Source organism: Peribacillus sp. JNUCC 23 (assembly GCF_053653995.1).
This window is the reverse complement of the sequence record NZ_CM132202.1, coordinates 399,738-413,748: the sequence shown is the minus strand read 5'-3', so window position 1 is coordinate 413,748 and position 14,011 is coordinate 399,738. Positions and strand designations below refer to the sequence as shown.

Here is a 14,011-nt window from a genome sequence, read left to right as displayed (position 1 = left end):
CTGCTGTTTTTCTTGCAAGCGTAATAAATACTTATATTTCCAACAAGAAGAGCCTTCGTGTATTTTGTAAACTCACGAAGACTCTTCTTTAATTTAAGGTATCAAAAAAATCATCAAGCACCTTGAGACATAATAGTTTTAACTACTTATCCAGCAATTTTAATCGATCTAGGATAACCGCCAATTGTGCCCTTGTGACTGGTTCATCCGGCTTCATTGAACCATCTCCATAGCCCATTAGAATTCCTGCCTTTTTTGCTTTTTCTAAAGACTTTTCGGCCCAATGTCCTGTAATATCATCTATATGATCTACCACTATAACACTCTCCTTTTGATCAATACCTATAAACCACTCGATTGATTTATTGCCATATAAAACATTTAGATCAAGATCCCCTTCATACCAGCTAACTTTCCCAACTGACGTGTATTGCCAAATGTCACAAGGATAATCAGGTTGTGTTTGCCTTGATCCATTATTTGTCCCATATCTTGGCAGCCATAGGAAATCCGTTTTCACTTTATCCATAGAGTATGGTTTGTAAAAGTGATGTCCGGTATATAATCCCGTTTTCCATCCAGCTGCTTTACAAACATCAATAAATGCTTGCGTGGCAGGTACCATTTGTGCATCGGTGGCAGTCGTTTTTTCTTCTACATCTACAACTAGAAATTTAGCATCTTGATCAATGCGATTTAGAAAATCATTGGCTTCTACCTTTGCATCATTCACACTAACAAAGTGAGCATATGCATAATGGCCAAATGGGATACCGTATCTTTTACAATTTGCTACGTGATTTTTATATTCCCTATCAATTATTCTAGATCCGTGCTGGACCCGAATGATCATAAAAGCAACTTCTTGAGCAGCCTTTTCCCAATTAATTTTATTTGAAGGTTGATAGTGTGAAATGTCTACAATTTGACTTTTAGCCATCGCTCGTCCCCTCCTTTTTAATAATTTATTCGAAAAAAAAACAATCGATTGGACAGCTCACTCACTTATGATCATTTTTCTTAGACTAACCAGGAAGCATGTTTCCCTATACACATCAGCTACTAGTAACAACCATAAATACATACAGTCCTGTATGTATTCTCTAAGATTTTAACAGCAATGGTAGGCATGAAAAAAAGGCTGGCAGATGCCCTCCTGGTTATGTATAAACATCCATTTTCATCATTATTACCTTCATTACTTAAATTAATGAGTGCATAATCAAAAGTCACTGTAACTGTTGTAACCCTCCCAACATTCACATTCTATGATACTTTTTTGTAATTTCCGTACCAATATTAAAGTTTTTTATTCAAAAAAAGAAGACGCCATCCGAAAAACATTGGATAGCGTCTTGTTATAGTTCTATTAAGGATTCGTTGACCAAAGTCCAGCATGTTTTAATACAACACGTGGATGCAGTTTAAGCTGTGCAACCATTAAGTCTGCTAAATCTTCCGCTTGCATCACTTTTTCTGGATTGCCGTCTGTTAAATTTAGCTCTACAGCCATATCTGTTGCAACGGTACTTGGCGTTAATGTTGTAACACGAATATTTTTCTTACGCACTTCTAGCATTAATGACTCACTTAGTCCGATCACTGCGGCTTTTGAAGCCGAGTATGCACTTGTAATGGGTGCACCTTTTTGTCCAGCTGTTGATGAGATATTAATGATGTCACCTGTGTTACGCTCGATCATTTCTGGTAATACCGCACGTGTTGTGTAGTATACACCTTTGACGTTAACATCGATAATATTTGTCCACTCTTCAGGTGTTAAGTCCATGAAGCCACCGAATTTTGAAATACCAGCATTGTTTACTAAAATATCAATTGCACCAAGCTCTCCACGAATTGATTCAACCGCTGTCGTGATCGAGTCTAAATCCGCTACATTTGCGCAAGCGTATGCTACCTTCACATCATACTGTTTTAGTTCCTCTGCTACTTGTTGTAAATTTTCAAGCGTACGTCCTACAAGACCTACGTGAATACCTTCTTTGGCAAAAGCTATTGCTGTTGCACGTCCAATTCCACGCCCTGCGCCTGTAATTAACGCTACTTTTCCTGTGATCGTTTGCATGTTTTCCGCTCCTTTACTTTAGATGAAATCTTTTTATTGTAACCTTTTTTGAAATGAATTGTGGGTAAACACATTTTAATAATTAAGTAAGATGAATTGATTAATTAAGTAGTTACTATTATTTTGGCACATCATTCTTCTAAATAGAGAATTACGTTTCTTTATATGAAAGCTTAATTAACATATAGCAGATGCTCAGAAGATTTTCAACTTCATTGCTTCGTTGTATCTATATATTTATCTGATATTATTCGATAATTCTCATGATCTACTTTATCCCACTCAGTCTTTTTGAATTTATGGTGCTTGAGACTTTGATTCATAGACGCTTTATCGAATAATCGGAACCCCTACTCAGCCGCCCAACTTTGGAAATAGTTATGCTCTGGGTGAGAAGAGCTTTGATAGACTTCAAGAAAGTGCTCAAATCCAGGTAGACCATCTACATCCTCCGGCGGTGCTTCTTCTGCCCAATCGAGCACGGTTGGGAAACCAAAATAATAATCCTCCACGACTTCTTCTAGCTTCACATGAATGCGCCAATCATCACCGAAATCATACACATATAAAAATTCACCCAAGCGCTCCAAATAAGTATCAATTTTTATACGTGTTGGCTGCTTCACCGGAATTCCTTTATACGATTTGCTTTTCGCTTCATCTATTTGTTGTACATTATTCGTTACAACAACATCATCTAGCTGAAACTCGAACAAATGAATAAGCTCATACGGATATCCACTCTGAAAATTCGTTACATTTTGAACGACATCATGCAAACGATTAAATGTAATCCCACCTGGTACAATTACTTTTCTCAACACAACTGGCTCAATATTTTCAAATTGAAAGGTTAAGATGTAGGATTTCATAGAGAACCTTCCTTTTTCTTTTCTACTCGTTCTAGCTTTCCTATCATGAAGCCTATTTAGATATCTTGCCTTTTTCTCTTGTTTTCACTAAAAAATACGCATTAATCCAGGAGGCAATTGGAATAATCAGAGCTATCCCCATTCCAGCACAAAGTATAGTTATCATCTCAGCACTAAATACTTTTGAATTTACGATTTCTCCAACCGAATAAGATAAATCTTTAAACCATAGAAGCAATCCCAGATATCCCCCAAAGAAGGCAAAAAATAACGTATTCGTATTTGTTCCTAAGATATCCTTCCCAATACTTAACCCAGATGCGAATAAATCTTTCCTACTAATTAATGGATTATGATAAAATATCTCGCGCATGGGAGACGTAATAGAAATGGCAACATCAGTAATAGCACCGATCGTACTCATAATAATCACGGAAGCTCCAATTTTAACAAAATCTACACCTATATAAAGCGAAAATATGCTAAGCTCTTCTATTTCTTCTTCACCAAACCCCTGAATCATAGCATTTTCTGTCACAATGACAATAAAAAAAAGTAAAATAATAATCGTGATAATAGTAGAAATGAATGCAGTAGTTGTTTTACTGTTTACTTCATTAATATAAAATAGATTAATACAACTAATCACTGCACAAGCAATCAATGTTAAGATAATCGGATCAGCATTTGGATCTGTCATAAGCAGTATAGTAAGAAGTAGCACACCAAAGTTTAAGAATAAAGAAATAAAAGACCGTGCTCCTTTTTTTCCACCAATAAGTATCATCAGTATAAATAAAATAGCCGCCAGCCACACTAATACAGTCATGATCTTGCCTTCTTTCGATTAACAAAATAAATAGACGTATACAGACCGATCGGAATCGCTAACACAATTCCAATACCACCAGCTAAGGCTCGAGCCAACTCCAATGAAAGGTTCATAGAAAGGGTAAACGCCAATGGAGAAGCATTCTTGAAATACAAAATAAGCATTGGAATGGAACCACTTATGTATGCAAAAAATAATATATTCGTCATCGTTCCCATAATGTCTTTGCCAATATCCAATCCTGAAGTTTTAAGTGCTTTGATTGATATGTTGTTATTCTGTTCATACAACCCAAAGATAGATGATGACATTGTAATAGCTACATCCATTACAGCGCCTAAAGACCCGATGAATACCCCCGCCATAAATACCATTTGATAAGGACGAGTAAGGAATTGCATCTCTTCATAACGAAGGCCTTTTCCAGAAGTTAACCATATAACAAGATAGGTAATGAACAGTGAGATAAAAGTTCCTAGCAAGGTCGCAATAATAGCTGCATATGTTTTTTCATTAAAACCGTTAACGAGTAACAAAGAAATGGCAGTAAATAAAATAACACTTATACCACAAATCAATACCAAACTCGTTTCTGGGTCATACAAATAGACATCTAATGCATAAGATAATAAAACCGCATTGACTGCCAAACTTATAATAGAAAATAGCCCTTGTTTTTTTCCAACGATAAGTAAAATAAAGATAAAAATCCAAGCTATAAATAAAACGTATTTATCACGTTTTACGTCTTTTATGGCGCCAGTTAAATCTTCATTTTCTTCTGTATTCGTATCAATAGAAACAAACAATTCATTTCCAACACGGTATTCTTGATCATAAGCTCCGGATGATGAATATTCATTCTTTAAATGGATAACTTTCCCTTTATTTTCTCCATTTTTTATTTCAGCTATTATACGCTGTGTGAATAGATGATCTTTATTATTATGTATATCAATCATTTCAGATGTATCTTCCAGATTGATTTTGATGACTTTGGCTATTGGGCGTTCATAAAACGAATCATTGTGATTAATAAAAAAAACAGAGACGGCAAAACAAAGTCCTATTATGGTGTACAAAACTATTTTTTTGTAAGACATTTTTTTAAATTTGTTTACGATAACATTCAAAAAAAAACCTCCAACTATCAGGATGGAACCCAGTGTATAAAGTGAAACTTCAATCAGTGGTACCCGTTAATACGGAGTAAAATTTAAATGTAGTTTTTAGGGACCAATTGAAATTTTTCATAATTTTTTTCAAAAAAGTGCATGATTCTGAGCATTAGGGTGTCGCCAGCACAGGAGCCTCACCTAAACGATTGTGGTCAGTTAATAATGGCATTAGAATAACAGGAATGTATTTTAACAGTCAAGAGAACCTCTCCCAATTCGTCTTATTATTATGGCTTGGTTTACATGCATCGATACGTTCCTGCCACATCACTTGTCATTCATTTCGTGTCAAAAAAACTCCTAACCCTTTCAGTGTTATGATGATTATCACTTAACACTGAAAGGGTTAGGAGTTGGATATATTTGTAATTTACACACACATGACTGACAATATGAATGAAAAATCCCCTCTAAGTAGACTGTTAAGAACATATTATCATGTTCTCTTTTTTTCGTGTCTACCTAAAGGGGGTTATATTACAGCACTTTTAGAATTAACAGAGCATTGTTATTAATAGCTTAGTCCATGGCCTAGTTTATAGATATTGCCATCGCTATCTTTATACGCATAGCTGAGTCCTGCAGGCATATACTTGTCCTTGTCATAGCCTGGTACATCATTCCTTGACACACAATCACCATTCTGATAAACAGCAATTACTTCCTCACTTGCTGGTAATGTCAATGGTAAAACGCCTACTGGTCGGCTATTGCCTGCGATAACTTCAAACTGCGCATTATAGAAAGTATCGTATCCAGCAATTAAAGCATCTGCCAACGGTTCTACACTTCCAAGAATCCATGGTAATGTCACATTAACACTGATAATCACTTTTCCGCCACGGCTATGAATGTTATCTGTCACTTCTTTTAGATGATTCATACCAGTTACAGTAGTTTCTTGATATAATGAGCCATCCAAAGCTGATACTACTTTATCCTCACAAATATCAAGTTCTAATAGTCCTGCTGTCGCGTTGAAATAAGAACCAGATTTTGGATGTAAGAACATGATCGCTACGTCCGCTTCTTCATAGTTATCAGTCAACGTAAACTGGCCAAGCTCTTGGCATTCTTTTCTTGCTTTTTCAGTGTACGCCGTTGCTCGTTCTACTTCCTTGTGTAATACTTCCACATAAACCTTCTGATTATGAAGCTTTTCAGCTGTTAATGGTAATGTCTCGCTTTGATTTTTAAGGATGGTTACAGATTTTTTATGCCCTTCATATGCAGCATCCCAATGAGCTTGATTACTAACAATAGATGTAGCCAATTCTGGTGAATTATACGTACGATCATCGAAAAGACCTAAAGTAAACATTTCTGTAAGCAGTCGTACATTGGCCTCATTAATACGTTTTTCACTAATCCAACCTTTACTAATGGCTAATTTAAGATTTTCTGTATCGTTTGTGTCAGCGACAATATCTGTCCCAGCATTGACTGCCTTAGCAAAACGTTCCGCCTCACTCAACTCTTCAACGCCCCAGCTCATATTATTTACAATACCACTGTCACTATTGATATAGCCTTTAAATCCAAGTTTTTCTCTAAGAATATGATTGATGAAATAATGATTAAATGTGAAGCCTACCTCTTCGAACGGAATGTCCTCCCCCTCGAACTCTTGTACCACACTCTTCTTGATGCTTGGTATAGAATAATATGGCATGATGGACGATGTTCCATGTTCTACTGCTGCTCTAAATGGTGGTAAGTGATACTTTTCTAAGCTTCCTGGAGTTGGGTATAGGTTCCACTTTCCTTCTGCATAATGAGGATCGAATCCATTTTCCCTTGCTCCGCCACCTGGAAAATGCTTCGTTGTCATTGCAATACTATCTTTCCCTAGCTCTTCACCTTGGAATCCATCGATAAGGCGACCGATCGCATCAGAAATAAATTCAGGATTTTCTCCAAACGTACCATATGTCCGTTGCCATCTTGGATCTGTAACAGTGTCCGCCATATACATATAACCTTTTCTGATACCAGTAGCATCCCACTCTTTACGAGCAATTTCAGCAAATTCGCTAATAAGTGATGCATCTTCACCGTTTTTAATCTCTCCCTGTGCTGCCGCTGCAAGTCCTAGAGTTCCAGGCCATGTGGAGAAGATTCCACCTGCATCATTCATACCAAAAATAGGTTCTGCATTTTCATTTCTTGAATTAGATGCGATCAATACAGGAATACCTAAACGGGTTCCCTCAGCAACTTCATTCATTTTATTAACCCACTCCGCCATTTCAGCTGGGCTAAAGTTGTCTCTTAAAATGAAGTGTCTTAAATTCCTTTTCTCAATAGTATGAGTTGTTCCGTATATTTTTGATGCGGCAAAGATATTTTCCCCTTTTTCCACAATCGCTTCATCTAATATACCATCATGACTTGTCTTTTCCTTATCTTCCTGAGCAAGTCCCATTTTACGTGAATTAATTAGCATCATACCGACCTTTTCATCGATATTCATCAATGAAACGAGGTTCTCTGCACGCTCTTTCGGGCTTAAACGCCAATCCTTATAAGGTTCTAGCTTCCCACTGTTATTCAAATCTTTAAATTTTAATCCATCCACTTCAATGATGTTCTTGACTCTGACTTCTAAATCGGGTTGTTTATGGTTAAATTCCATTTTAATGCCTCCTAAACTTGGTCTTCTTCTCATTATACCCTTGAGAAAAATCTATCTATCATTTCCACACTATATATACTAAATTTGATATCGCTTTCTTTATATTGTTATAATAACAACAAAAAGTTAAAAATAAATGGCGTATATTGCTCAAAATATTGTAATTATTGCTATATAGAGGATGACATTAAATGAAGCAATCTATTCTTATTCCAGTAATCAATAAAGGTTTTGAAATTCATTACTTTAGCAAAAAAAATCAATCCCATGATTGGCTCGAGGAATATAACGAATCATCCGAAAAATTTTCCCAATTAGAGTCTTTATTCCAATTGCACAGGCACGATGTTTTGGAGGTTCTTGTATTTTTAGATGGGGAGTGTGAATTCTTTTGTGAAGGAAAGACATATTCCTTAAAGAGAGGGGATGTTGTGGTGATCCCTCCTTATGCTGTTCATAAAGCGAATGTTAAGAGTATCGATAACTATGAGCGCATAATTGTTAGCGTTAGTGAGCATTTAATGAGCGACTTTCTATCTAGTTCACCTTCTATGAAAGAGAATATTGTTAATCAAAAGACACAAGGTTCTTACGTGTTACATCTGCATTCAAAAAATTTTCAAGATATTATTTTTTTACTAGATGAAGTAACTCATAGAATAAACAGTGGCGAAGAAAAATTTCCCTTCACAATAAATTATCAATTATTTCAGGCACTCCAAGTTATCTTTGATCCCGCAAGTAGTATGCCCAGCCTTAGAAACAAGGATAAACTAGACCAAAGGTTCCTATCTGTACTAGAGTACATTGAATCACATTTGACAGAGCCAGATTTAAGTTTAGACAATGTATCTAATTATTTTCATTTAAATAAATACTATTTTTCTCATTACTTTAAAAAGAACATGAACCTACCCTTTTACCGTTACGTATCACTAAAACGTCTATCTTTTGCTGTAACGATGATTAAACAAAATCAGATCTCCATAGAGAAAATTGCCTTAAAATGCGGTTTTCCTGATTATTCGAGTTTTTACAGACTCTTCAAAAAGGAATACAATCTGTCACCAAAAGAGCTCCAAAAAGAATATAAAAATTTATATTAAGATGCGTCTACACAACACTCATTTAGGCGCGCTTACCCGTCTTTGTTAGTCAATAGGTATGTCCGTAGTGAAGATATATCCACATAAACTTGAAGAAGGGTTAATGGATTACGAATATGGAGAATTTGAAGTAGCAGATCACACAAAATTTGAAACTACTGCAACGTCGAGAATTTGTAATGTCAAATCTGTTAATGGCATAATCACCGATCCTATGATTTCACCTTCCGTTGTAAAGAAGTATGAAGATAATGATATACATTTATTCTATTCTCCTCTTAATAATTAAAAGAAGAATAGAATAAATTGGACCTCTTTCTTTACTTCGTTATTCTTTTAACTTGAATAAATGACATTATGAGCTTTTCTTCCAAGGTATCTATTGCACTGTCTAGACAACTCCTCCATTAAAACAATTCCCGTGCCAATAGTCGATAAACATCCAGGCGTTTCTCTTGTGAATGAGGAATACTACAAATCATCGCTTCATCAAATCCATAGTGAGCTTGCTCTTCTTGTAACAATGTTGCGATTTCTTTTACTGCGCCCACTAAATGAATTTTACGATTTTCTTTAATGATCATGCGATCCATTTCCGACAATGGATAATCACGGGCTTCTTCAGGTGTCAAAACTGCCCCGATCCTGCCTCTCATAAACAGTAACCGCCAAATATCTTGAGGCTTTGCTTCAAATTCAGCTTCTTCTTTTGTTTCAGCTGTTGTCACCATATAGGAAACATTGATTTGCGGTTTCTCCATAAAAGCTGAAGATTGAAAGTTCCTTTTGTATGTATCTAAAATCTCTTTGGTCATTTCACCATTGAAAAACTGTGCAAAAGAATAGCCTATTCCTCTACGCCCAGCTTGAACAGCGCTATTACCAGTCGAACCCAACAGCCAAGCTTCTGGCAAAATGACTTGGGACGGTGTTGCGATTGTTTTATTATATAAGCTATCTTCAGGTACTTCGTCGTTGATCAACTGCAGTGCAGTATCAAATTTTTCATACATATTGTTTACCATCGGTTGGCGTCCTTCAGATAAAGCATAAATGGAATTGTTATCGCCACCAGGAGCTCGACCCACACCAAAATCAATACGGCCTGGTGAAAATGCACTTAGCGTTTTAAACACCTCAGCTAGTTTCAACGGGGAATAATGCATCAACATCACTCCACCAGTTCCAATACGAATTCTTTTTGTTTTTGCAGCCAAATGAGCTGTCGTCACTTCAGGGGCTGAACTTGCAAAAGTATTGGTTGCATGATGTTCTGCCATCCACATTCGATGAAAGCCTAATTCATCTCCTAAAACAGCCAATTCTTCCGCCTTTTTCAAAGCATCTGTAGCTGTATTCCCGCTCGTAATAGGGGCTTGATCCAATATACTTAATCTCATCCTATAAAACATCCTTCCTATTAGTTTATTCTATCTGCAAATTGACTTTTTCTAGTCCATCTGAATGCTTAAATCTTATTCAATGCATCTGAAATTAGATTTTCACCCGACACTAGATCAAATGAACGGTTAAAAGTGTTTTCCATCGTTAAAGCAGTTATAATCGTTTGCGCTACATCTTCACGTGGAATCGAAGTGGCTTCTAAATCTTCCGCAATTGAAACTTTTCCAGTACCCGGCTCATTCAATAGTCCTCCAGGTCGAATAATCGTATAGATTAAGCCACTTTGCTCAAGGATTTTGTCCGCGTGATGTTTGGCAACCATATAATGCTTGATACTGCTCCACTTTTCTATCCTACATTGCTTTTTTATCAGGGTTTCCAACAATCTGAAATTTCCGACCATTTTCAGTAGGCTATGGTTCGACAACTTAATACCACTCGCCCCCACACATATCTCTCTCGAATTTGCCGTTGCATGTGCGCTTAATCATTTAGGGGAGGTGCTAATCTGATTTCTAGTATTATAATGTTCTGCAAACTAGTAGCTTATATAAACCAATCTTTGGGCTACCTACACAAGCGCTGTTGAAACCTGTAATGATCCGGTTGCCGTTTTACCTTGATGAATACTCGTAAGGTCTAAAATCAATAATTTTAATTCAGGTTGAGTTGTAGACATCTGATTTGCGCTTTTTTTATTCAAAAAATCATTAGTATGCTAATGATTTTCGCAAAAAAGCTGAGCTTAAGAAATATTCTCAGCCATTTTTTGCAAAAGCTTTTTTAACAATAAAAGTTCATCGGATGACATTCCATCCAATAACTTATCTTGTTGTCTTCGCCAAACTTTCTCAATCGGGCCTTTTACCTCTTTACCTTTAGCAGTTAAATAAACCCTGTTGATTCTGCCATCTAATTCATCACGCTGTCGGTAAATGAGACCGTAGCTTTCTAATGCTTTTACCATGTTTGCGATAGTTGGCGGTTCACAATTCAAACGTTCACTTAGCTGGATCTGTGTAATGCCGTCCCCTCTCCATAGTCGGCATAGCAACTGATCTTGACCAACATGCAGATTTAGTTCGCGTAACATTTCCGAGTAATTTCGCCGCATTTGCGTCGATATTTCATCGAGCACTTCTCGAATTTCATCTTCAATCAAAAGTGCACCTTCTTTCATAAACAACTAGGTAGCATGCTAACTATATCGCGAGATTGTTTTAACTTCAAGTAATTTGCTTTGTTGAAGATGTTTCAAAGCTGCAATTTAGGGACTTGTAGCTTATTTAAATCTAGTTCAGTCTTAGTCATTAATTGATTGGGTCACTCTGATGATCATATAACCAGAAATGTATATCTCCACAGAACAAGAAGCGATTGCTCTACTTGAACAATCGGACCCCTTTTGTTCAAGTACATTCTTTCACAAACTATAAGCTTATCTTCTAATATCACAGGAATGCTACCTCGATTGTTGAACAAACATTAATGTAACAATTTCATACGAAATAACTTGGCAACCGCTTCTGTTCGATTAGTGCTATTCGTTTTCAACATCACATTTTTCAAAAAATATTTCACAGTCGATTCGGTGATATGAAGAGTATTACTAATTTCCTTTGTCGTATAGCCATTGCTAATATATTGCATTACGATGATCTCCTTGTCTGTAAAATGTTTTGTTTGCGCATAGTCCGTTAGATGGAGTATGTGTACACAGTTATCACTAAACCTGCGCATCTCTTGCAGCACTTCGTCGGTCACTTTAAACTGCACATTGACACCGGTCATAAAACCAATTACGGTACCATTAATTGAAAAAGGAACGAGTATCATATTATGAATTGGTTCTGAAAGGACAAATTGATTACCAATCGAAAGTTGGAATTTACTATTATAAAAAAAGCGAACTTCATTATCTAAAATGGATTCATGTACATACGTATTAATTTTCATCGTTTCGTGTATATGGGCAATCGATTGAACATTCGGATGCTCGTAAGACAAAATACCACTAAAGGAACAATTGAGGATCGAATATTGAAACAGTTGCATAATACGACAAGGAAATGCTTCATAAAATATTTTCATCATTTCAAAGAGGCGCTCATTGATGAATTCAGTTTGTGGAATAGATAACAGTTGCTTTTGCCAATCTTTTATCATCAAAAATCACTCCATTCTTTTTTACTATATCAAATAGACTAGACGAAAGTATAAAGAAATAAATTGAAACTATACTTTCGTCTAGTAAATCTTTGTACTTAAAGATAACTATTAAAGCAAATAAGAAAGCAATATCATGAAATTGCGGACAAAATATGAACATTTCGGGAGAGATTTTAATGAAAATTAAAGCAGCCGTTTTAAATGGACTTCACCAACCATATGAAATAGAAGAACTTGAATTAAGTGAAATTCGTGATGATGAAGTGTTAGTAAAAATCGTGGCATCTGGTATGTGTCACTCTGACGATGTGGTACGTAAAGGTTATACATATTACCCTATGCCAATCGTTCTTGGACACGAGGGGTCAGGGATTATTGAAAAAATAGGGAAAAGCGTTGTGGGTTACGAACCAGGAGATCATGTCGTAATTTCTTTTGCTTATTGCGGACATTGCGATAGCTGTTTAACAGGCTTACCAGCATCATGTGATGACTGGAACCATATAAACTTCTATGGTAAACGTGATGATGATACACCTTATTTAACAAAAGAAGATGGTACACCAGTTACACGTTTCTTCGGTCAATCATCATTTTCGACATATACGGTTGTAAGTCCATCAAGCTTAACAAAAGTTGATAAATCTGTAGACTTACGTTTAGTTGGTCCACTTGGCTGTGGTTTCTTAACAGGTAGTGGTACAGTATTTAATGGTTTAAAACCAGAACCAGGAACAACAATGGCTGTTTTTGGTTCTGGTGCAGTTGGCTTAGCTGCAATGATGGCTGCGAAAATCGCAGGCTGTACAAAAGTTATCGCTGTTGATATCCACGATAACCGCTTAAAATTAGCGAAAGAGCTTGGTGCAACACACATAATCAATAGTAAAAACATCGATGTGAAAGAAGCAATTCTGGAATTAACAAATGGTAAAGGTGTTAACTACAGTTTGGATACGACTGGTGTAAATGTCGTTGTTCATAGCGCCATCGAAGTTTTGGCAGTAGGTGGTTCTGTAGCACCGGTTGCAGCAGCTCAAGAAATGGAAATTAACACGACAAATGACTTCACAATGCAAAATCGTAACTTAGTTGGTGCCCGTATGGGTAAAGCAGTTCCACAATTATCAATCCGCCAAATGGTTGATTTCTATAAAGCAGGGAACTTCGCATTTGACAAACTTGCGAAATTCTATAAATTTGAAGATATCAATAAAGCTGCAGAAGAATCACTATCTGGTAAAATAATCAAACCAATCTTGATTATTGACGAAACATACGTACCAGAAAATTAATTTTACGTTCAACGTATTTAAAAGGAGGGGTATTCCTTTACAGATCCCCCTCCTTTTGTGTCCCCACCGTTCATCTTAAATATCATTTTAACCATACGCTACATCGCGTATTAAAATATACTTCTCGCTCTTTTTTCCCTTCTACTGACAGACCGTTGATTATAATTGATTGAGTACTTATCTATATTAGCAGCTTCCCCAATTCTACATCCGGTTGAATAAATGATGCTTTCTGTTTTTATGATAAAGTTTTACTTATTTCTGAAGAAACGCTCAAAATATCTTCAATTTTTACTATCATGCTCTTCGCAATAGAATCATCTTTCGAATTCGGTGAAATGTCTTCAAATCCTTTTGTGACTATCGGTAGGAATTTAGAAAAACATACAAATAACATACGATTGCACCATAGTTTACAAACGATTTATTGTCGA

At 36.2% G+C, this 14,011-nt stretch carries 12 protein-coding genes and 2 pseudogenes; 3 read left to right on the top strand and 11 right to left on the bottom strand.

Going from position 1 to position 14,011, the window contains the following annotated elements:
- Positions 1-142 precede the first annotated feature (142 nt).
- The 6 genes from JNUCC23_RS02265 to JNUCC23_RS02240 all read right to left on the bottom strand — a co-directional run bounded on the left by JNUCC23_RS02265 (position 143) and on the right by JNUCC23_RS02240 (position 7,603).
- The gene (locus JNUCC23_RS02265) at positions 143-940 is read right to left on the bottom strand and encodes a GH25 family lysozyme (RefSeq protein WP_454214056.1); all 798 of its coding nucleotides are present in this window, start codon (positions 938-940) and stop codon (positions 143-145) included.
- A gap of 429 nt (positions 941-1,369) precedes the next feature.
- Positions 1,370-2,086 carry a 3-ketoacyl-ACP reductase gene (locus JNUCC23_RS02260; RefSeq protein WP_062187120.1) on the bottom strand — a complete coding sequence of 239 codons (717 nt, stop codon included), beginning with the start codon at positions 2,084-2,086 and terminating at the stop codon, positions 1,370-1,372.
- A 350-nt stretch (positions 2,087-2,436) separates the two neighbouring features.
- On the bottom strand, positions 2,437-2,958 hold the full coding sequence (locus JNUCC23_RS02255; RefSeq protein WP_454214054.1) for a plasmid pRiA4b ORF-3 family protein: 522 nt from the start codon (positions 2,956-2,958) through the stop codon (positions 2,437-2,439).
- Between the two features lie 52 nt (positions 2,959-3,010).
- On the bottom strand, positions 3,011-3,787 hold the full coding sequence (locus tag JNUCC23_RS02250) for a YibE/F family protein (protein ID WP_454214052.1): 777 nt from the start codon (positions 3,785-3,787) through the stop codon (positions 3,011-3,013).
- Positions 3,784-4,923, bottom strand: coding sequence for a YibE/F family protein (locus JNUCC23_RS02245; RefSeq protein ID WP_403077761.1), 1,140 nt, complete (start codon positions 4,921-4,923; stop codon positions 3,784-3,786). The genes JNUCC23_RS02250 and JNUCC23_RS02245 overlap by 4 nt, the downstream gene beginning before the upstream one ends.
- Before the next feature lie 556 nt (positions 4,924-5,479).
- Positions 5,480-7,603, bottom strand: coding sequence for a glycoside hydrolase family 3 protein (locus JNUCC23_RS02240; protein ID WP_454214049.1), 2,124 nt, complete (start codon positions 7,601-7,603; stop codon positions 5,480-5,482).
- Positions 7,604-7,794: 191 nt separating this feature from the next.
- On the opposite strand from JNUCC23_RS02240, the gene JNUCC23_RS02235 reads away from it, so the two are divergent.
- Positions 7,795-8,709 carry an AraC family transcriptional regulator gene (locus JNUCC23_RS02235; protein ID WP_454214048.1) on the top strand — a complete coding sequence of 305 codons (915 nt, stop codon included), beginning with the start codon at positions 7,795-7,797 and terminating at the stop codon, positions 8,707-8,709.
- A 67-nt stretch (positions 8,710-8,776) separates the two neighbouring features.
- Positions 8,777-8,998 carry a hypothetical protein gene (locus JNUCC23_RS02230; RefSeq protein ID WP_454214046.1) on the top strand — a complete coding sequence of 74 codons (222 nt, stop codon included), beginning with the start codon at positions 8,777-8,779 and terminating at the stop codon, positions 8,996-8,998.
- 118 nt (positions 8,999-9,116) lie between these two features.
- Here the strand turns inward: JNUCC23_RS02230 and JNUCC23_RS02225 are convergent, their stop codons facing one another.
- The 4 genes and pseudogenes from JNUCC23_RS02225 to JNUCC23_RS02210 all read right to left on the bottom strand — a co-directional run bounded on the left by JNUCC23_RS02225 (position 9,117) and on the right by JNUCC23_RS02210 (position 12,279).
- A complete protein-coding gene (locus tag JNUCC23_RS02225) occupies positions 9,117-10,109 on the bottom strand; it encodes an LLM class flavin-dependent oxidoreductase (protein WP_454214044.1) in 993 nt (330 codons plus the stop codon).
- Positions 10,110-10,177: 68 nt separating this feature from the next.
- A pseudogene (locus tag JNUCC23_RS02220) lies at positions 10,178-10,462 on the bottom strand (NAD(P)H-binding protein); the annotation flags it as partial.
- Positions 10,463-10,858: 396 nt separating this feature from the next.
- Complete coding sequence (locus JNUCC23_RS02215) at positions 10,859-11,275, bottom strand: MarR family winged helix-turn-helix transcriptional regulator (RefSeq protein ID WP_454214043.1); 417 nt, start codon at positions 11,273-11,275, stop codon at positions 10,859-10,861.
- 323 nt (positions 11,276-11,598) lie between these two features.
- On the bottom strand, positions 11,599-12,279 hold the full coding sequence (locus JNUCC23_RS02210; protein WP_403077776.1) for a helix-turn-helix transcriptional regulator: 681 nt from the start codon (positions 12,277-12,279) through the stop codon (positions 11,599-11,601).
- 179 nt (positions 12,280-12,458) lie between these two features.
- Between JNUCC23_RS02210 and JNUCC23_RS02205 the strand changes: the two genes are divergently transcribed.
- The gene (locus JNUCC23_RS02205) at positions 12,459-13,577 is read left to right on the top strand and encodes an NAD(P)-dependent alcohol dehydrogenase (protein WP_454214041.1); all 1,119 of its coding nucleotides are present in this window, start codon (positions 12,459-12,461) and stop codon (positions 13,575-13,577) included.
- Positions 13,578-13,662: 85 nt separating this feature from the next.
- Here the strand turns inward: JNUCC23_RS02205 and JNUCC23_RS02200 are convergent.
- A pseudogene (locus JNUCC23_RS02200) lies at positions 13,663-13,801 on the bottom strand (integrase); the annotation flags it as partial.
- Positions 13,802-14,011 lie beyond the last annotated feature (210 nt).